Here is a 20,014-nt window from a genome sequence, read left to right on the forward strand (position 1 = left end):
TAAATCAAAATACACCTGACGGATTGCTGTTTATTTTTTAATTACTTTTTTAGTAACGCTTTTCTGATCGGAACTAAAATTTAAAATGTAGATTCCTTTTGGAAGTCGGCTAATATCGATAACCTTTTCTTCAACCGCAGTATCCATGCGGCTTTTTGCTACCAGATTACCTGCCAGGTCATGAATCGTAACTTCTTTATTGGTTAATTTCGCAGGAACTGAAAGCTCGATATACTCATTTGCTGGATTTGGATAAATGGATACCTCAGTTACTTCCCTATCAGGAGAAATGTCTTTAGTAACTGCAACTTTTTTAGCCGCTGCCGCAGCTCCGTAAGCTTCTATTTCGTACAAGGAATATCCGTAAGGTGCCAACGCTTTTGCGGTACATAAAACTCTAATGTATCTTCCTGATCCGCTTACGGCTAAATCATCGGTTCCTCCGTCGCTTGCTGTTTGTGTAGTAACGGTTTCATTTTCTGTGAAAGTAGCATCTGCAGAAATCTGTACTTTGTATTGGGTTGCGAAAGCAGCTTCCCATTTTAATACCACTCGATTGATGTTGTAAGTACTTCCTAAATCGACATAAATCCATTCGGTAGCATTTGCAAAAGAACTCGCCCATCTTGTTGCTGTAGCGTCTCCATCTGTTGTTTTGGCAGCTGAAAGTGTCGTATTTTCTTCTGTTGAAGCTACTGCTGTTTTCCCTAAAGCCAGATTGGTATTGGTACTTGGAACAATATTTCGAACAAGTACATCACTAAATATTCCAGTTCCTAATGTACCATTTGCATGCGATGTTACCGCCATACCCACATAGATTGTATTGGCCATTGCAATCGTTCTTGCTGTTCCAATCTGAGTCCATGTAGTTCCGTTATCTGAAGTATATGAGGTAAATACATTACCTAATCTTACCAAACGAACCCATTTTGGTGCTGCTCCTCCAACACCCTCAAAAATCGTCGTCCCGGAAGTAGTATCTCTTGACAAAAACTCTATTCCTGCTCCTGCACTGGCATCAGTCATAGCGTGTTTAGAAGTCGGTGAAAGCGTTTCACGGAACATTACGCCCGCTTTGGCATACGTACTGGTATTGGTCAATGAATTTACTTTCGCGATAATTTCGGCATCACCTGTTATGGATTGGTTTACATACTGAAATTGATCACTTGATTCCCAAATATCTGTTCCGGATCCTTTTACGGTAAATGTTCCGGCGGAAAAAGTGGCTTCACCAGCCGGAGTCACAGCCCCTAAATCAGTACTAATCCACGGAGCAGGTAAAGTAGCCGTTGGATTCTCGGTGCTCACTAAATTGACACTTCTGATGTTATCAAAATAATAGGTGCTTCCGGAATTCGTTCCCGGTTCTACTAAGAAAACGAAACGATTTACTTCGCTGTTTAAAGTAGAGGCATCGGGTGCACTTGCATAAGAGAACACCAAAGTATGCCAGCTATTGGTTTGTTTTACTACGGCCTGATAAATGCTATGTCTTCCCACAGGATAATTAGACGGAATCGAAGCACTGCTTTCTGCCTGCCACGAGATTACAGATCCAACCGGAGCCGAAGTATAGACATCCATTGCAAATTTTTTGGTGCCGCTTTTGAAATCTCCAATATTGGTCAAAGTTGAATTAAACGAAAAATTATCATACAGCTCTGTTGCTTTCCTTACGTATTTACCAACATTAGAGGATGTATTGATTCCGCTTGCATTCGGATTTGCAGCATTGGCTGTATAGGTTCCAATTGCGTCTCTAAAAGTAATATTGTGTATGGTTTGGTAATCCTCATAAACGACTCCGGCAGTATACGTATCCGGTAATTTTGTAGAACCAATTCTGATATTGTCAAAATAATACGTATCGCTCGTGTAAGATCCTGAGTTAAACAATAACACCATTTGGTTAATTGCCAGATTAGAAGTTCCTTCGTCAGGGCTCGAATTGTAATAAAATGTCAAGGTTTCCCATTGATTTTGTTTGGATGTTATGGCGACATAATTACTGTTTCTTCCTATTGGAAAATTCGCAGGAAGTGAGGTTGCACTATTCTCTAAATTTAAACTCACCACAGTCCCAACCGGCGCCGAAGTATACACATCAATCATGATTTTATTGGTCTGATTTTTTAATAAACCGGCATCTTCGATTGTATTTTGCGTATTAAAAAACAACACATCGTATTGCTCTGTTACATTTCTAACGTACTTCGCCACATTCGCGGAAGCGTTAACCGAATTAGACCCCTGATTGGCTACCACCGAATACGTTCCGGTCGTTGTTCCTTTTATAATTGTATTAATGCCATCATAATTCTGCAGCACCGTTGTGGCAATAATTGGTTTTTCGGGAGCTGCTTTCGTCAGTAAATTATCAATATAATAGGTCGCTCCCGAATTAGAATTGGACTCAAAAAGAAGCACAACGGTATTGATCGCCAAAGCACTTGTGTTGGCATCAATTACTTTTTCGAATTCAAATTCTATCGTTTCCCATTTGTTTTGTACGGTTGTAGTCGCTTTGTAACCACTATGTCTTCCGTACGGAAAATTAGTTGCCGTTGTTACGAGACTGTTTTCGAGTTGCATGGAAATTTTAGTTCCCACCGGAGCGGAAGTATAAATATCAAAAGAGAGTTTTTTTCTTCCATAAACATAATCATTGGCATTGGTAATGGTTAGATTTTTAATGTTTACCACATCATACAATTCAGAAGCGTTACGAACGTATTTTCCAACCAAAGCAGAGGTATTTACACCCGTAGCGGACGGATTTGCTACCGCTTCAGTTAAAACACCCGTCTTAAGCGGATAAAGCACATTTCTATTGCTTTGAAAATCTTCGTGGATTTTCTCAACCGGTAAAGGCACTTCTGTAGTTACGGCCAGTTTATAGGTTGTGGCATTGCAACCGGAAACAGTTGCCACAGCGGCAATGTCTCCTCCTGTAGTTCCCCAATTAACTGTAATCGTATTGGTTCCCTGCCCAGAAGTAATCGTCGCACCGGATGGTACGGTCCAATTGTAACTTGCTCCGGCAATCGCATTCAGCGTATAGGTTTTTCCTGTTTCGTTATGATATACTTTTGCATCACCGGTTACTCCATGCGTAAAACTTCCATCGTACACACGAACATAATCAACTTGCAATTTTGATGGAAAATCAGCCGGAATTGGCTCCACTCCTGCTCCGTTGACGCTTGTATATGGCGTTCCTAAACTACCGACAGCCAAATTCAAAATAATATAAAAATTATTATCATTAAAAGGCCAGCCGCCATTTACAGTGGTGTTTGGAGTTGCTGTATGAAATAAGTTTCCATCAATAAACCATTTAATACTATTAGGTCCCCATTCTACAGCATATACGTGAAATTCTGTAGACAAATCTGTTGGAGAAGTGTAACTCCTACCGGTGTAATGGTAGCCTCCACCGTCATAATGAATGGTTCCGTCAACAGACTTTGGATTCCTGTGTTTCGCTTCCATAATATCAATTTCACCAGTATACGGCCAATTGGATACACCGGCAGGCAACATCCAGAATGCGGGCCATGCGCCCATACCTGAAGATAATTTCATACGGGCTTCCACTCTTCCGTATTTCAAAGAATATTTGCCCTCAGTAGTTAGTTTTGCTGATGAATAGGGCTGTTGCGGGAATGCTGCACTGGGCTCATATTTCGCCTCAATATTAAGGTAACTGTTTGTTCCTTCTTTAACAATAGTCGCCTGATTTGGATCGTAACGTTGTGCTTCAGCGTTCCCAAAGCCACAGAGAGTGGGACAGCCGTTTCCGGAAATACTTTGCCATTTTGTGGCGTCTACTGTGGTTCCGTTAAACTCGTCTGCCCAAACGAGTGTATTACATTGTGCCTGTAGTTTTAGAAAAGGGGACAAGGCTACCAGAGCCATAATAAAACACCTTTTCAGATAATTGCAATTGCTTCTCGGTGGTCGGCCGAAAAAAGAGTTTTTTTGATTCATTTTTTTAGTTTTTTGTTAGTAAAGAATACCATCAAATCAAAAAGTCAATTTGCAAAAAATGGACTGATTTTTCTGATAATAATTCACAATATTAACAAATAAACTACCCTGAAGACCAATTCGGGGCTACGGTTTGACTACGGTGGTTGATAAAAAAATGTCCCAAACGGCTCAATCAGACCTAAGATTTTACTTCACAATACCAAATCAAAAATTAAGAATAAACTCCGTAATATTGGCATCAGAAGAAAGTTGCAGTTTTTTTCGAATGCGGTATCGGGTGTCCTCAACACCTCTTACCGAAATTCCCAAAAGCGGAGCAATTTCTTTTGTATTGAAGTTCATTCGCAGATACGCACACAATCGCATGTCCCGCGGAGTCAATTCAGGAAAACTGTTTTTCAGTCGTTGCATGAAATTATCATGTAGCTGATTGAAGATTTCTTCGAATTCATTCCAATGCTGATCTCCTTGAAGTTCATGATCAATAATTCGGTTTATCTTAGTGAGCAGACTAAAGCTGATAGCAGCCTCTTTTTCTTTCTTAATCTCAGAGATAAGCTCTTTAATTGATAATAATATTTCATTTAAATGAATCAAATTCACCGTATTCGAAGCCACTTTGACATTTTTAAGCGTAATGGTGGCTTCCAGATTTTCACGCATGATTACCGTGTTTTGTTGTTCCAGTGCCAATTTTTGCTCATTTAATTCTGCCCGATTTCGCAACAATTCTTTCTCCTGATTTAAGATTAATTGTGCTTTTTCACGCTCGGCAAGATTCTTCTGGTACCTGACAATTGCATAAAGCAAACCGCAAAAAAGCAATATGTACAGAAGATAAGCCCAACTGGTACGGTACCAAGGAGGCGAAATTTCGAACCTGAAAACGGCCTCTTCACTTACCACATCGTAGATATTCTTTGCCCTTACATGAAAAACATAACTGTTTTCAGGAAGATTGGTATACTCTTTTTCGGTTTGAAGGCTCCAATCTGACCATTTGGGTTCAAAACCTTCCAGCCAATACTCGTATTTAGTAGCATCAGCCTCGTCATAATAAAGAGAGGCAAATGAAAAATGTAAAGCATTATTTGAATAGGCCAAAACCGGAAAAAGGGTGTCATCACCTTCTGAATTGGTTGGAAGCACATCATATCGGCTTGAAAACAACAAACTGTCTTTTGGAGAAATACACTTTACCTCCGCTATAATTGATTTGTATTTGGTTTGATAGCTTTTTCCTTTCGTGTTATTATAATGAATTAACCCCTCTTGGGTCCCAAAAAACACATCACCGGTTGCGGTCGTCTGAATGTTTTCAAAACCCGGAATGTACAAATATCTTAATTTTCTGAAAGGCAACTCTTCTACATCAAAATGGCCTGTCTTTTTACGACTGATCTTTCCGGTATTCTCCCCTGAAACATACCAAATATTGTTTTGATTGTCTTCTTTAAGCAAACGGATGTGGCTGTCCATTCCCAGATATTTCGCAAAAACAGCATCGGGAATCATTTTATTGCTCTTCTTGTCGCGTTTATAAACTCCTTTTGTGGTTCCAAAAAGGATCTGATCGTCAATTTGAAAAGTATTCAAAAACAAACTCGACGGAAAACCATTCTCCCGATTATAAAATTCAGTACTCCAAACTGCATCAAAATTTTTGTTGAGTTTGATTTTAAAAATTCCTTTATAACCATGCGCAATCCAGACAGCATCATTGTCGGTCACCATTACCCTGCTGCTTTCTTCAAAACCCTTAATTTTATTCTGATAGACCCACGAACCGTTTATTTTTTTCAGTAAATACAATCCGGTATAACCGCCTACAAGTAATAAATCAGGGCGATTGGGAACGATTACACCTTGCCAGGCACCGTCTATTTTGGCGAGCAATTTAGTTGAAGTTCCTTTTATTTCGAATATTCCGTTTTTTTCAAAAGCTAAAAGAGAACCTCCAAAAATGCCAATATTCCACACATTTTCAGACATTCCCGAGATATGTTGAAAGTGTACATTTTCTCGTTTACCGTTCTTATACGCATTCCAATCCAGCCAAAATAAGCCATTATCAGTTGCAATGTAAAGTTTGTTTTCATAAATCTGACTGCAATATATTTTGGTTTCAGAATTGGAGGCATCCAATATTTTAGACAAAGGCGACGAAATCTGAATTAACGAAATCCCTTCTTTAAGGGTTACCCATAAATTTCCTTCTTTATCTGTTTTGAGATTCGTCACATAATCATGCTGTAATCCCATTTGTTTGTTGATGTGCTGAATCAATTTTCCCTCACTATCCAGAACTACCAACCCCGATTGACGTGTTCCGATTCCAAAATAACCATCAGAAAGTAGAGCTCCTGTCGAAATTTGATTCTGTTTCAGTAAATAGTCTGCTTCGGTTACAAAGTTTTTTAACTGATTGTTTTTATAAACAAAAAGACCGTCTTTTTGCGTGAGAACTACCAATCCATTCTTCGTCTCAAAGATTTTTTTAATCTTCAATCCTATAAATTGCTTACTATTTGGAAGAGGCTCTAAAACATTGCCATTGAACTTCAGAAGCCCTTTCACATTATCCGAAACATAAATCGCTTTATTGACTTCGAAAAATTCATCAAAAGTTGAAGCTGGTCGTATGACTTTGATTTTATTATCCTTATAAACAAACAATCCTTCCTTTGAAAAAAAAACGACTTCCTTGTTGCGAATAACGGTATGCAACACATCGCCAAAATTCCTGTTAGCCGTCGGAAGCAATTTTACCAAAGACGTATATTTATATTGTCCGTTGGGCAACTGAACGGCGTAACCAAAATCGCCCTGAGCCCCCACATATATTTTATCTTTCGCATCAATCGCGAGTGAACGAACCATACTCTTGTTTTCGGGTTGCGTGACAATGTTCCATCGGACACCGTCAAACTGCAAAATCCCGAAATGGTTGGCAAAAAACATCATGCCTTTGGAATCCTGCAAAACATCCCAATTTTCGGAAGCTGCTTTATAGCTCTTCGGACTGTAATTCGTTATAAACGGAACTCCGGTTTTTTTAATCTGTGCATTACCGGTATGGAGTAGGGAAAATAGTAGTACAACTAAAAATCTAATTTTAAATTTCGTCATTTTGTTTCCGTCTGTAGGTTACTTTATAGGGCTTGCAAAAACCATCCTCTTAAAAACAATCCGTTTGGGCTTAGATTGTTTTTTGAAAAAAAAGCTGTTTCTTATTTCTTGTAAATAGTGAAAATCAACATTTTGAAGTCATAAAAAAACGAATAGCTATCTTCAAATATATAAAATTTCATTTATAGCTAACAATTAATTTTAACAGATAGGCACATAGAAGTACAATCCAAAAAAACGTTTCACTATAAATAAATCACCTAAGCCTATGTGAAAAATTGTATTTTTCATAAAACAACTTAAACTCTAAAATCTATGTGTCTATCTGTTAAAAAAGCATTTAGCTAAATTACACCTAACAAACATAAAATTTCACTTTACGGCACTATAAAACCTATGTTAACACAGAGCAATAAACTTCTCATTATCAAACAACTGTACATTATTATACCTATTCTGTATTCGCAATGACCATTTGATTAGTACATTTATCCCTTGCTATAAAATTATTTCTGAATCAAAATTAAAACCTTCAATTTTGAAAAAACATTTATTATTAACCGTACTATTGGCCGGCACTTTTGTTGTCTCTTCACAAAATAAAATCATAACCGTTACTAATTCGCTTCCTGTTGACCGGGAATTTGAAACGGTTGAACTAACTAAAAAGTTGCTTGGACTATCCGCTTCATCTAAACTTGAAAATTACGGCGTAAAAGAAAAAAATTCCAGTTCGTTTTTAGAAAGCCAAACTGTTGACAATGATGGTGACGGCATTAGGGATGTTCTCTTATTTCAGCCCAAAATTAGTGCTTCCTCTCAAAAAGAATTTGAAATCGTTGTGGTCACGATCCCCTCCGAATCAAAAAACAACAACTGTTATTCCAGATTTGTTCCCGAACGAACTGATGATTATGCTTGGGAAAACGACAAAGTTGCCTTCAGAACTTACGGCCCGGTCGCTCAAAAAATGGTAGAAGATCATATTCCCGGCGGAACGCTCACCAGCGGAATTGATGCCTGGCTGAAAAGAGTTGATTATCCTATTATTAACAAATGGTACGAAAAAGCAACCAACGGAACCGGGACGTATCACAAAGATACAGGAGAAGGTTTAGACAATTTTCATGTTGGAGACAGTCGAGGCATTGGCGGAATTGCCGCAAATGTTGACGGTAAATACTATTTCTCTAAAAATTTTATTGAATGGAAAACCATCACCACAGGCCCAATAAGAACCAGCTTTATTTTGACTTATGCAGATTGGGACGCCAAAGGTTCAAAAATCAAAGAGTCTAAATTGATTAGTCTTGATTTCGGAAGTTATTTGTCCCGTTTTGAAATCTCCATTACAGGCACCAAAAAAATTGCCGCCGGAATTACACTTCATGACAAAAAAGGCACTATTGGAACTAATATAAAAGAAGGCTGGTTAAGTCACTGGGAAACTCTTGATGATTCTGAAATCGGAACGGGTTTAGTAGCACCCAAAAAGACCTTAACCAATTTTGACAATCATATTACCGCTGAAAAAGACTTGAGTAATCTCTATGGAAATTTAAACGTAAAAGACAACAAAGTGATTTATTATGTGGGCTTCGGGTGGAAAAAAGGAAGCCCTTTTCAAACCAAACAAGAATGGGAAGCTTATTTGAGTTCATTTGCCCGTAAAATAAATAATCCGCTTACTGTAAAAATGAAGCGATAAAAAATTAACCTCTAACAAACCTGACAGGTTTTAAAAACCTGTCAGGTTTAAATTACTTTTTAACCGGAAAATAATTCTCTTTTAAGATAATTTCCAACGGAATATAATGTGTGTCTTCTACGGTCTCTTGCAAAACCATTTTTTTGTACAAATGACTGATCCCCATATAGCCCTGCTCCTCGGGTCTTTGGTTAATTAAAAAGTCAATTATTCCTTTATTTAGGTATTCTATATTTTCTTCCAATAAATCATAACCAATAATACGAACGCCTTTAATATTGTTTTTCTCTAAAAATCGAGCCACAATATACGCTCTGGAATTAGGTACAAAAACACTGTGAACCCCAAAAAACATATCCATATTTAACTGATCGATTCCGGAGTCTTTAATGGTAACTTCCGAAAACTTAAAATTGGTAAGTTCACCATGATCCTTAAAGAAAGAATAAAATCCATCGATGCGTTGCAGATAAACCGAAGTGCTTTCGATTTCTCTTGTGATCTTAAAGATCAATATCTGCCTTTCGTTTTTCACAGCAAAACTAATTAACCTTCCTGCCAGATAACCACTCTGAAAAGCATCCTGTCCAACATAAGCATGTTGCTGATTGGTGTTGATATCAGAATCAATTAATACAACAGAAATGTTCTTTTTTTTGTACTTATCTAAAAACCGAATGGATTCTTCGTAAAATATTGGGGCAAATAACAAACCATCGCACTCAAAGTTGAGTACTTTTTTCACCGCTTCTTTAAAAGATGCTGTATTAAAATCGTAGAAAAAATAATCCAGCACGACTCCGAATTTTCCAAATTCAACCGCCGCTTTTTCTATACCGATAATCTGACTCTTCCAATATTCTAAATCTTCGTATTTAGGCAAAAAAACCGCGAAATGAAACTTCTTATTCAATGCCAGATTACTGGCCAGGATATTTCGCTTGTAACCGTATTCTTCTATTATAGCGTTTACTCTATCAACATTATCCTGGGTCACCTGTCCGCGATTATGGATAATTCGGTCAACAGTTCCCGGTGAAACATTGGCTAGTTCTGCTATTTTTTTAATTGTTATAATAGTGATTGCTTTTAAGTTAAAATAATACAGTAAGTGTGTAAAATTAATTTTTTTTATCAAAGATAAATTGTTTTGGTTAAGTTTTTATATACATTTGTAAAAATACGTGTGCGTACACGGGATTTTCAAACAACACAGAATGAAGCAAGAACAGTACTAAAAAATTGTTCCGCTTTTTCAGGTCAGCAACTAACTATTTCATAAAATATAAAACCGAAACGATGATAATAGATTCATTACAAAATGCAACAAAATATTACGCTTTACACCCCAATTTCAAGAAAGCATTTGATTATGTAAATCAAAATGACCTGTCAAAATTAGAAGCAGGAACTTTTGATATTGCGGCAGGTTTAAAATTAATTGTAATTATCGGTGAAGGAAGTAGCCGCGAAGAAAGTATCAAAGGTTTTGAATGCCACGATCAAAATATTGACGTTCAGATTTCGATAAAAGGTCCTGAGACTTTTGCGTGGAAACCCAGAGAAAAATGTCTCAATCCAAATGGAGATTATAGCGACGAGCGAGATGTTCGTTTTTTTCATGATGCTCCGGATATGTTTTTTGAATTGCAGGAAAAACAGTTTGCGATCTTATTTCCCGAAGACGTACACGCTGCAATGATTGGTGAGGGAGTAATAAAAAAAGTTGTTTTTAAAGTAAAAATATAAGCTATGAGTACCATTCAAAATTCAATTGATGTTATTGTAAAACAAGGAATTCTGCCTTTGTATTTCAATACCGATGAAAATAAAAGTATTGAGATACTAAGAGTCCTTTATAAATCCGGAATCAAGGCCGTTGAGTATACCAACAGAGGTCCGGAAGCAGCATCCAATTTCAAAAAAATGATTGAAGTCCGCAATGCTGAGATGCCGGAAATGTTATTGGGAATCGGTACCATAAAGAATATGCAGCAGGCAGAAGAATTTTGTACGATTGGGGCGGATTTTTTTGTAAGCCCGGGTTTCGTTGCCGAAGTTTCTGATTTCTTAAAAAGTAAAGACATTCTATACGCTCCGGGTTGTATGACACCAACCGAAATTATTACAGCCGAAAATGCCGGAGTCAAATTTGTTAAACTCTTTCCGGGTAATATTTTAGGTCCTGACTTTTTAAGTGGTATAAAAGACATTTTCCCATCTTTAATTTTTATGCCAACAGGAGGCGTAGAAACTACTTTGCAAAGTATACAGAGCTGGTTCACCGCAGGAGTTTCCGCCGTTGGAATGGGAAGCAAACTAATCAGTAAAAAAGTAATGGAACACGAAGCTTATGACACCATCGAAAAGGAAACCGTAAGAGTTTTGTCTTTGATTGAAACCGTAAGAAACAAATAGCACTAACTCAATATGGATTCAATATTTAATCTAAAAGGCAAAATTGCACTTATTACAGGTGGTGCGGGCGTACTTGGAAGCAATATGGCAAAAGTACTCGCTAAACAAGGCGTTATTACAGGAATCGTATCACAATCTATTGAAAAAGCAACCAAAACTGCCGCAGCAATTACGGACAATGGCGGAACGGCTTTTGCTATTCAAGCCAATGTTTTAAACAAAGAAGAACTCGAAAAAGCAAAAGATTTTATTGTTGAAAAATACGGTCGTCTGGATATTCTCATCAATGCCGCCGGAGGAAATATGCCCGGAGCCACCATCAGCCCCGATCAGGCGATTTACGATCTGAAAACTGAGGATTTGCAAAAAGTTATTGATCTGAATATTATCGGAACAATGCTTCCTTCGCAGGTATTCTCAACCCTTTTTGCCAAACAAAAAGAGGGAATCATTATCAACATTTCGTCGGCATCGGCACAAAGACCTTTGACAAGAGTTGTTGGGTATTCTGCTTCAAAAGCAGCAATAGACAATTTCACGCAATGGATGTCGGTTGAATTGGCTTCAAAATACGGCGAAGGAATTCGGGTTAATGCTATTTCACCGGGCTTTTTTATTGGGGAACAAAATCGCGCGCTATTGTTGACACCGGATGGAAAGTTAACTCCAAGAGGCGAAAAAATTATTGACCACACTCCCATGGGAAGATTTGGAACACCGGATGATATTGACGGAGCACTACTGTTTTTATGCAGCGACATGTCAAAATTTGTAACAGGAACAATCTTAAAAGTCGACGGAGGTTTTGCCGCTTCCAGCATTTAAAACAACTACCAAATACTATATTAAATGGAACAAACGTTACGATGGTTCGGACCACAAGACCCGGTTTCTTTACAAGATATTTTACAAACCGGAGCAACCGGAATTGTAACCGCATTACACCATATTCCCAATGGAGAGGTATGGCCAATCAACGAAATAATCAAGCGAAAAGTCGAAATTGAACATAAAAATGGGGATCCAAAAAAGGAAGCCTCCGGTTTGATTTGGTCTGTAGTAGAAAGTATTCCGGTTCATGAAGACATTAAAAAACAAACCGGAAAATACTTAGAGTATATTGAAAATTACAAAGAAAGCATTCGGAATCTGGCTTTATGCGGAATAAAATGTGTTTGCTACAATTTCATGCCGATTTTAGACTGGTCAAGAACGGACTTGTCTTATGAAATGCCGGATGGTTCAAAGGCCTTGCTTTTTGATGGTATTGCTTTCGCGGCTTTTGAATTGTTTATTTTGAAAAGACCCGGGGCAGAAGCAACCTATACGGAGACACAAATTAAAAAAGCGACCAAATACTTCGAATTATTGACGGAGGCCGATAAACTAAAACTGCAACAAAACATTCTTGCCGGACTTCCAGGGGCGGAAGAAGCCTATACAGTTGAGGATTTTCTGCTAACTTTAAAAGGCTATAATCATATTGACAGACAAAAATTAAAGGAAAACCTCTTTTTCTTTTTGAGAGAAATCATTCCCGTAGCTGAAAAAACAGGTGTTTTGATGGCCATTCATCCGGACGATCCTCCCTTCCCGATTTTAGGTTTACCAAGAATTGTAAGCACCGAAGAGGATTTAATGGAATTAATGGGTGCCATTGATTCCAAATCAAATGGTTTTACGATGTGTACCGGTTCGTATGGGGTAAGAGCAGACAATGATTTGCCCGGAATGGTGCGACGTCATGGTGATAAGATGAATTTTATACACCTCAGAAGTACAAAAAGAGAGGAAAATGACCGTTTTTTTGAAGCCAATCATTTAGAGGGTGATGTCGATATGTATGAGGTGGTAAAAGCGATTCTCGAAGTCGAGAAACGAAACGGAAGTTCTTTACCAATGCGTCCTGATCACGGTCATCAAATGCTCGATGATTTAAATAAAAAAACAAATCCCGGATATTCCGCGATCGGTCGTTTAAGAGGTTTAGCCGAATTAAGAGGGCTTGAAATGGGGATTAAAAAATCTATTGTTTAAAAAAGAATGTCTTTAAAACAGTAAATAGTAAAATAGCACGCAGATCTGGCAGATTTGGCGGATTCTCGCGAAAGCAATCAAAAAAATCTGCTTTAAATTTTGTAGAATGTTTTTAAAACAGGAAATATTAAAATGGCACGCAGATCTGGCAGATTTGGCGGATTCTCGCAAAAGCAATCAAAAAATCTGCTTTAACTTTTGTAGAATGTTTTTAAAACAGGAAATAATAAAATAGCACGCAGATTTGGCAGATTTGGCGGATTCTCCTAAAAGCAATCAAAAAAATCTGCTTTAACTTTTGTAGGATGTCTTTAAAACAGGAAATATTAAAAATAGCACGCAGATTTTGCAGATTTGGCGGATTCTCCTAAAAGCGATAAAAAAATTTGCTTTAACTTTTGTATAATGTCTTTAAAACATGGAATATTAAAATAGCACGCAGATTCTAGCAAAGAAATGAAAAAAAAATCTGTCAAATCTGCCAAATCTGCGTGAAAAAAAACCAAAACCACCTCTCTTCAAATCATTTGAATCATTTGAATCTGTGGCATTATAAAAAAAAGTTTGAGAACTAACCACCCCAAACTCATCACAAAAAAAACATTGCAAACTACTAACTATCATGACTTTCAAAAACCAATTAACCAAAAAACACCGCTGGAACTACTGTGGTATTTTTATAAGTACGCTACTTATACCCCTAAACGCAATTAGCCAGCAGTTACCCAAAATCCTAAACACGCAACAAAAATCAGCAATCCCTTACCTACCCGATTTTAGTTATGTAGGCTATCATTTTGGAGAAACAAACTTACCTGAAGTTCAAGGAAAAATAATCAATGCGGTCGATTTTGGTGTAAAAGCAAATGATGAATTAGACGATTCGAAAGCTTTACTAAAAGCAATAAAAGCAGCCAATGCAATCGAAGGAAATGTCATTTTGCAATTGCCCGCAGGAAGAATCATTTTAAGCACCATTTTATACCTCGAAAGAAGCAATTTTGTGTTACGCGGCACAGGATCGGGCAAAAACGGAACAGAGTTCTATTGTCCGAGACCAATGATGTACTTAAAAGACCCTGAATCATTAGCCGAATTAAGGGAATACCTGACTACTTTTGACAAAAGACAGCGGGAGAACGAAAACAATATCGACTTGGCTTTTTCGCAATACGCCTGGTCCGGAGGTTTTATCTGGACACAGATTCCAAATGAGCGCGTAAAATCCTATCTTGATAAATACGAACCCACTCCAATTGTCCTGGCAAAAGTCAGCAGTGGTACTATGGGTGAGCATACCATAACCGTTTCAGACATAAACGGGTTGAAAGTAGGCGATGTCGTAGAATTACAATTATTTAATAAGGACGGCGAAAATGGCGAAATTATTAAAGATTTATACCAAGGTGCTCCTGTAAAACCGGGTTCACACCATTGGAAATTTCCAAAATTACCCATCGTAAGACAACAAGTTGAAATTACTAAAATTTCAGGTTCTAAAATCACGCTAAAAACACCTTTGACTATTGGGATCAAACCCAGTTATCAGGCACAATTGGTAGAATGGAAACATTTAAACGAAGTCGGAATTGAACATCTGCGTTTTACATTTCCGGATATTCCGAGAGTAGCACATCACGTTGAACCGGGAAATAATGGTATTTTTCTAACCCGTGTTTTTAACAGTTGGGTCAAAGATGTAACCATAACCAATGCAGACAGCGGAATTTTGGCAGAAGAGATCGCCAACGTCACCATACAAGATATCGTAACCGACGGAAATCATATGGCACATTACACCGTTACTTTAGGGGGTGTACATAATGTTTTAGTAAAGAATCTAAAGGTGTACAATAAAGCCGTTCATCCTTTAAGTTTCAACACATTTGCTACTAAAAACGTGTATCAAAATTGCGAGGTTTTTGCAGATCCGCTTTTGGATCAACACTCGGGTGCCAATCATCAGAATTTATTCGATCATATAACGATTCATTTAACTCCGGATAACACCAACAGTTATGCTTTGTTTGGTGGTGGCGGTGCCGACTATTGGAAACCTTCACACGGTCCCTACAGTACTTTTTGGAATCTGAATGTACAGGTTTCAAACCCCGAAGAGCATACCAAACCGGTTTTACTTTACGGCATGAAAGACGGCCCTTTCGCCAGAATTATAGGAGTAACTGGAAATACAACATTCGAAGTAAAATACGACCCCGAGCCCTACATTGAATTTTTAAATGAGTCTATGGAGAAAGTACCTTCTTTATATGATTATCAATTAAAAAAACGATTAAAATAAGTTTAGGTAAAACTGTATCATTTACAATCTAGCTAAATCACAAAGAGTAAAGAGTAAAGAGTAAAGAATATAGAGCAAAGAATATAGAATATAGAATACTTTGATCAAATAAAAACTTTGCGCCTTAGCGCCTTTGTGGCTCCCCCCCCCCCACCATTATTTTCACAATATAATTCGAATGCTATGAAAAAAAAAATAGCTCTTCTAGTTTTAGTCCTCATCACGGGAAATCTATTTTCTCAAAATAAATACCGTCTTAAAAATATCTCGACAACCGATGGTCTTTCGCAAAGTTCTGTCATTGCCATACATCAGGATAAATTAGGGCAAATGTGGTTTGGTACGCGGGACGGACTCAATAAATACGACGGAAGCAAGTTTACCATTTTTAGAAATGACATTTCAGACAAAGCAACAATTAGCAATAATGATATTCTGGCGATTGAAGAAGACAATTCGGGGAAAATATGGGTCGGAACTTATAATGGCCTCAACTGCTACGATCCTGTTTCTAATACTTTCAAGAGGTATTTGCACTCCAATACCAACCACACCATTAGTAGTAATGCTGTTTGGTGTATCAAAGAAATTGGCAATGAACTTTGGTTTGGAACCTCAAAAGGCTTGAGTATTTTCAATAAAAAAACCAAGCTGTTTACTTCTGTTTTCCATTCAGATACCGATACCTCAACTTTGCCAAGCAATAATATTCTGACTATTATAAAAACCAAAAAACAGGAAATCTGGATTGGCACAACAAAAGGTTTATGCCGACTTACAAGCAGAAATAACGGAAAATTAACCTTTAAAAATTATCCACTAAACACTACTGATTTACTTAATGTTCAAACCATTGCAGAAGACGCGCAAGGTGATTTATGGATCGGTACCAAAAACAAAGCGCTTTTAAAACTCGATATAAAAACGCGTCAATTTGTTTCTTTTTTACCGAATGAAAAATACAAAGAAATAAACGCAGACATTCGTTCATTAGCCATTGACAATCAAGGTTCGTTATGGATTGGCGCTTATGATGGAATCTATATTTACGGCAAAGATAAAAGTCTGCAGAAAATCAATAACAGCAATAATAGCAACGGAATTGACAAAGTAAAATCAGTTTTTATCGATAAAAAAGGTTCTGTTTGGATCGGCTGTTATTACAAAGGCGTAAACATCTGGGATGTATCTAATGTCAATTTTTCGAATTACAATCAGAATTCAAAAAAAATCCCAATGAGTTTTGATGTCATCAGTTCGATCATCACCGACAAAAACAAAAATATCTACTTTGGCACAGAAGGCGGTGGAATAACCATTTACAACCCAAATACATCGGCAACAAGTTATATCAATAGCAGCACTGGACAAAGCAATAAAAATGATATCAAATCGATGTCGCTTTCTCCCGATAATATCTTGTGGATTGGTACATTTTCTAAAGGTTTATCAGCTTACAACACCCTTTCAAAAAGAATTGAAGACAACCGCATCAGTTCGGAATTAAGCGCATTAGTAAAAGAAACCGGTGTCTATTCTATCAAAACGGAAGCCAACGGAATTGTTTGGATCGGAACTTTCGGAAAAGGTTTGATTCGATACAATTCTATTGACAAAACCTTTGTCCTTGTAGGAAACGATAACACAAAAGCCAATTTTCTAACAAACAATATTATCCGAACTCTTCTAATTGATCAAAAAAAGAGACTTTGGGTCGGAACTCAAAATGGACTTAATTGCATCTCGTTGAACAATTTCAAACCCAATCATTATTCTATACAGCATTACTTTTTTGATAAACCTTCTTTGTCGGGAGATGATATACTCACGCTATATCAGGACAGTCAGAACAAAATATGGGTGGGTACAAAAGCAAAAGGACTGCATTATTTTGATGGAAAAAGATTTCAGAAAATCAATCTAAAAGTCGGAAACACTGTCATTACTTCGATACATTCGATTTTAGAAGATGGTGACAAAAACCTATGGGTAAGCACGAATCAGGGGATTTTAAAATACAGTACCACTCAAAAAACGGTTGCTTTATATGATCAAAAAGATGGTTTGGCAAGTAATGAATTCAATGATAATTCGGCCTTAAAGCTGGACGCTACTCAATTTTATTTTGGAAGCCCGTCCGGAGCTACGTTTTTTGACGCCAAAAAAATTGTCCTGAACCGATATTCGCCACAGGTTTTAATTACAAGTCTCAAAATTAAAAATAAAACGATAAATCCAAATGACACACCGGAAATTTTAGAGAAAGGCATCAGTTACACCAAAAACATAACGCTCGATTATGACAAGGCTAATTTTTCTATCAGTTATGCCATTCCAAATTACATCCGATCAAAAAACAATCAGTACAGTTACCGCTTAATTGGTCTGGAAAACAACTGGACGACAACCAAAAATACCGAGGCCATATTTGCCATTCAAAACCCGGGAACTTATGTTTTTGAAGTAAGAGGTGCCAACAATGACGGGGTCTGGAACAGCACTCCCACTACACTTACCGTCACTGTAAATCCTGCGCCTTGGCGAAGTATTTGGGCTTTTTTATTGTATGGAATAACAATTGGACTTGGATTATATGGATTGATGTGGATTATTAAATCAAAAGCCACATTAAAACAAAAACTGGAATTAGAATATCTGGAAACCAAACGCATTGAAGAAAACAATCGTATCAAATTGGATTTCTTTACGAACATTTCGCACGAATTCAGAACACCGCTGACCTTGATTCTTGGCCCCTTGCAACAAATATTGGCGGACTATAACGGAACCAACGAAATGTACAAAAAACTGTTGGTTATAGAAGGAAGTGCCAATCATCTTTTGAGTCTGATTAACCGATTAATGGATTTCAGAAAACTAGAAAGCCATAAGGTCACCTTGGAATCTGCCAATGGAAATATTGTAAAATTTACTAAAGAAATCTTTCTGTCTTTTATAGAATATGCCAAAGATGGCGGCTACCAGTACACTTTCGAATCTTCACATGAGGAAATTCAGGTGTATTTTGATCGCTACAAATTAGAGCGTGTTTTCTATAACCTGATTTCAAATGCCTTTAGATATACGCCAAAAGGAGGTGTTATTGCAATCAAAATAAGTCAGAACGCAGAAAACTTATTCATTGCGGTAGAAGATTCGGGGGTTGGAATTGCTCAGGAGCATATTGATAAAATTTTTGATTTATTTTTTGAAATTCCAACCCACAACAACGTTCAGAAAAATTACAATAAAGGCACCGGAATTGGGTTGTCGATTGTAAAAAACATTGTAAAACTTCATAAAGGAACCATAAATGTCGTCAACAAAAAAACGGAAGGTATCATTTTTACGGTCACACTTCCATTAGGGAAAGAACATCTTCGACCAGAAGAAATCATTAAGGATTTTAGAATCAGCGATGCTATTGAACAGTATACAGCACAACTAGTTCCTAATGAAACAACAGAACCGGAAGACATTGACGATTATGTAGTGAATGCCGAAAAACAAACGATACTACTTGTGGAAGACCATAAAGTACTGAGAGACTTCATGAAAAATCTGCTTAAAAAAGAGTATAACATTCTGGTTGCCGACAACGGAAAAACGGCCTTAGAAAAAGCCATTCAATATGTGCCTAATTTAATTATCAGTGATGTAATTATGCCTGAAATGGTCGGTACCGAGCTTTGTTCCAAAATAAAGGAAAACCTGAAAACCAGTCATATTCCTGTAATATTACTGACTTCACGATCCTCTTTGGTTTACAAATTTGAAGGATTGGAAAGTGGCGCTGATGATTATATCAGTAAACCTTTTAATTTAATTGAATTTAAACTCCGTATTAAAAATCTCCTCCATTCAACGGAACGATTAAAAGCAAAATTCTCAAGCGAAGACAATTTTGTTCCGGCAGAAATAACGGTATCTTCCATAGACGAAGCACTATTAAAAAAAGCCTTCCGTATTGTAGAGGACAATATCTCCAACGAGCAATTTGACATTCCTTTTTTCTGCTCCGAACTAGGAGTAAGTCGCACGATGTTATTTCTAAAAGTAAAAGCTTGGACGAACTTCACGCCAAATGAATTCATTCATGAAATAAGATTAAAACGAGCCGCCCAATTGTTGGAGCAAAACAAACTAAACGTTTCTGAAGTCAGTTATAAGGTAGGTTTTAACAACCCCAAATACTTTAGCAAATGTTTTCAAAAAAGATATGGAAAAACTCCGTCACAATTTGCTGACAAATTTTCTAAACCGTTGTCCGTATTTTAAAAAGTCCTTTATTTTCAGGGCTTAAAAAAGGGTGTCTGTATTTTTAGATACCCTTTTTTGTACTTCTATATCGCTTGTGCCTAATACATTTGTGGTATGAAAGTCAAAAAAACAAAATTCATATTACTCCAAATTCTCTTCAT

The 20,014-nt window shown here is 37.2% G+C and carries 10 protein-coding genes; 7 read left to right on the forward strand and 3 right to left on the reverse strand.

The annotated features are described in order from the left end of the window. Positions 1–30: 30 nt before the first annotated feature. Together LNP23_RS17955 and LNP23_RS17960 are read right to left on the reverse strand one after the other, a co-directional pair. Complete coding sequence (locus LNP23_RS17955; protein WP_230002268.1) at positions 31–3,996, reverse strand: family 16 glycosylhydrolase; 3,966 nt, start codon at positions 3,994–3,996, stop codon at positions 31–33. 207 nt (positions 3,997–4,203) lie between these two features. Further along, positions 4,204–7,128 carry a triple tyrosine motif-containing protein gene (locus LNP23_RS17960; RefSeq protein WP_230002269.1) on the reverse strand — a complete coding sequence of 975 codons (2,925 nt, stop codon included), beginning with the start codon at positions 7,126–7,128 and terminating at the stop codon, positions 4,204–4,206. A 538-nt stretch (positions 7,129–7,666) separates the two neighbouring features. Between LNP23_RS17960 and LNP23_RS17965 the strand changes: the two genes are divergently transcribed. Further along, positions 7,667–8,836 carry a BT3233 family polysaccharide utilization protein gene (locus tag LNP23_RS17965; protein WP_230002270.1) on the forward strand — a complete coding sequence of 390 codons (1,170 nt, stop codon included), beginning with the start codon at positions 7,667–7,669 and terminating at the stop codon, positions 8,834–8,836. Between the two features lie 52 nt (positions 8,837–8,888). On the opposite strand, the gene LNP23_RS17970 is transcribed toward LNP23_RS17965, so the two are convergent. Continuing rightward, complete coding sequence (locus tag LNP23_RS17970; protein WP_230002271.1) at positions 8,889–9,974, reverse strand: LacI family DNA-binding transcriptional regulator; 1,086 nt, start codon at positions 9,972–9,974, stop codon at positions 8,889–8,891. Positions 9,975–10,135: 161 nt separating this feature from the next. Here LNP23_RS17970 and LNP23_RS17975 point away from each other — a divergent pair, with 161 nt between their 5' ends. From LNP23_RS17975 to LNP23_RS18000, 6 genes are all read left to right on the forward strand, one after another. Beyond that, positions 10,136–10,585 (forward strand): NanQ anomerase/TabA/YiaL family protein, encoded by a 450-nt coding sequence (locus LNP23_RS17975; protein ID WP_230002272.1) that lies wholly within the window; start codon positions 10,136–10,138, stop codon positions 10,583–10,585. Between the two features lie 3 nt (positions 10,586–10,588). Further along, entirely contained in the window at positions 10,589–11,254 is a 666-nt protein-coding gene (locus tag LNP23_RS17980) for a bifunctional 4-hydroxy-2-oxoglutarate aldolase/2-dehydro-3-deoxy-phosphogluconate aldolase (protein WP_230002273.1), read from the forward strand. Positions 11,255–11,266: 12 nt separating this feature from the next. After that, positions 11,267–12,079 (forward strand): SDR family oxidoreductase, encoded by an 813-nt coding sequence (locus LNP23_RS17985; protein ID WP_230002274.1) that lies wholly within the window; start codon positions 11,267–11,269, stop codon positions 12,077–12,079. A 24-nt stretch (positions 12,080–12,103) separates the two neighbouring features. Further along, on the forward strand, positions 12,104–13,291 hold the full coding sequence (gene uxuA / locus LNP23_RS17990; protein WP_230002275.1) for a mannonate dehydratase: 1,188 nt from the start codon (positions 12,104–12,106) through the stop codon (positions 13,289–13,291). Positions 13,292–13,913: 622 nt separating this feature from the next. Next, positions 13,914–15,593: a hypothetical protein gene (locus LNP23_RS17995; RefSeq protein ID WP_230002276.1), complete on the forward strand. Its 1,680-nt coding sequence runs from the start codon at positions 13,914–13,916 to the stop codon at positions 15,591–15,593. Positions 15,594–15,776: 183 nt separating this feature from the next. Then, positions 15,777–19,871 carry a two-component regulator propeller domain-containing protein gene (locus LNP23_RS18000; RefSeq protein ID WP_230002277.1) on the forward strand — a complete coding sequence of 1,365 codons (4,095 nt, stop codon included), beginning with the start codon at positions 15,777–15,779 and terminating at the stop codon, positions 19,869–19,871. Positions 19,872–20,014 lie beyond the last annotated feature (143 nt).

The organism is Flavobacterium cupriresistens (genome assembly GCF_020911925.1).
Classification (GTDB): domain Bacteria; phylum Bacteroidota; class Bacteroidia; order Flavobacteriales; family Flavobacteriaceae; genus Flavobacterium; species Flavobacterium cupriresistens.

Excerpts from the sequence above, each read along its gene's own strand:
- uxuA (WP_230002275.1), top strand. The coding sequence starts at position 12,104 with ATGGAACAAACGTTACGATGGTTCGGACCACAAGACCCGGTTTCTTTA.
- LNP23_RS17995 (WP_230002276.1), top strand. The coding sequence starts at position 13,914 with ATGACTTTCAAAAACCAATTAACCAAAAAACACCGCTGGAACTACTGT.
- LNP23_RS17960 (WP_230002269.1), bottom strand. The coding sequence starts at position 7,128 with ATGACGAAATTTAAAATTAGATTTTTAGTTGTACTACTATTTTCCCTA.
- LNP23_RS17980 (WP_230002273.1), top strand. The coding sequence starts at position 10,589 with ATGAGTACCATTCAAAATTCAATTGATGTTATTGTAAAACAAGGAATT.
- LNP23_RS17955 (WP_230002268.1), bottom strand. The coding sequence starts at position 3,996 with ATGAATCAAAAAAACTCTTTTTTCGGCCGACCACCGAGAAGCAATTGC.
- LNP23_RS17985 (WP_230002274.1), top strand. The coding sequence starts at position 11,267 with ATGGATTCAATATTTAATCTAAAAGGCAAAATTGCACTTATTACAGGT.
- LNP23_RS17975 (WP_230002272.1), top strand. The coding sequence starts at position 10,136 with ATGATAATAGATTCATTACAAAATGCAACAAAATATTACGCTTTACAC.
- LNP23_RS18000 (WP_230002277.1), top strand. The coding sequence starts at position 15,777 with ATGAAAAAAAAAATAGCTCTTCTAGTTTTAGTCCTCATCACGGGAAAT.